We start from the raw sequence: 872 nt of genomic DNA, 5'->3' as shown, positions 1-872 counted from the left end.
CAGTGCGGGGCTCCTGCGATTTCTAGCTGAATTCCGTCTAATCGGTTCAACGCAGTCCTGAATGCCCATCAAGCTCATCCCAGCTTGCCGGTCACCTGGCGCGGGATCTATCCAATCCCTACGGTACCAGAACTCCTCACTCCAGGGCTCCCAGGATGAACTCGCGAAAGGGCTGTGTGGACATGCTGGGGATCCGCAGTGGATCTCTTGTAGAAACAAGAAGTTGGTTGTACAGTCTTACATGCGCTGTTCAACGGTAGCCCGGCACCGGAGTGCCCCTTTCTCTCCTCGGTTGAGCAGCTCCAGACTTGCAGCATTGGCAATTGACTTAGCACTTCAGCCCAAAGGGGGTTGTCTTGAAGCTGAGCTTAGGTATATGTTCTGTTGAGTATCGTTTTTGTTAATGTTAGGCTAGGGGTCAGATTTGATGCGGATCTCCCACATCGGCATCTGACTTTCTTCGCAGGTGTCAGAGCCCGTGGATCCCCTATCAATATCAGCAGTCAACCTAGCAAACGCCCAATCGCCAGCTCTCTTTGCAGGCGATTGTTGGAGGATTTTTTGTTCGGAGAAAGGTTCCCGATTAGATTTTTTTGGGCGCGTCCATGCGTCCATAAGTAACCCTTCAAGGGCTTTGAGGGCGACTGCTGTCTTTATTGCCTTTGTAAAAGATGATAACAAAAATGGGTAAAAGTTATTGCTTTTCTTAAGCAGCGCTGATATATTCTTTGCGGTTGCGGTTGTTCGGTCATCCTTCTACAGGAGGCTTACATTGGTTAGGAGAAGAAAGCGTAAGAGTCGCCGTCGTCTGGAAGGGCGCAAAATTTTAGATCACATTCCTCAATTTAATCTGGACAGTGGTGAAGAGAAGT

At 49.3% G+C, this 872-nt stretch carries 1 protein-coding gene; it reads left to right on the top strand.

The genetic code is table 11. The features are described 5' to 3' along the window. Nucleotides 1-697: 697 nt before the first annotated feature. On the top strand, nucleotides 698-872 hold a 175-nt coding region (locus NW856_RS08915), incomplete at its 3' end, for a DUF3155 domain-containing protein (RefSeq protein ID WP_414399877.1).

This window comes from Synechococcus sp. R3-13 (assembly GCF_047462195.1).
Lineage (GTDB): Bacteria > Cyanobacteriota > Cyanobacteriia > Thermostichales > Thermostichaceae > Thermostichus.
This window is presented reverse-complemented; position numbering and strand designations above follow the sequence as displayed.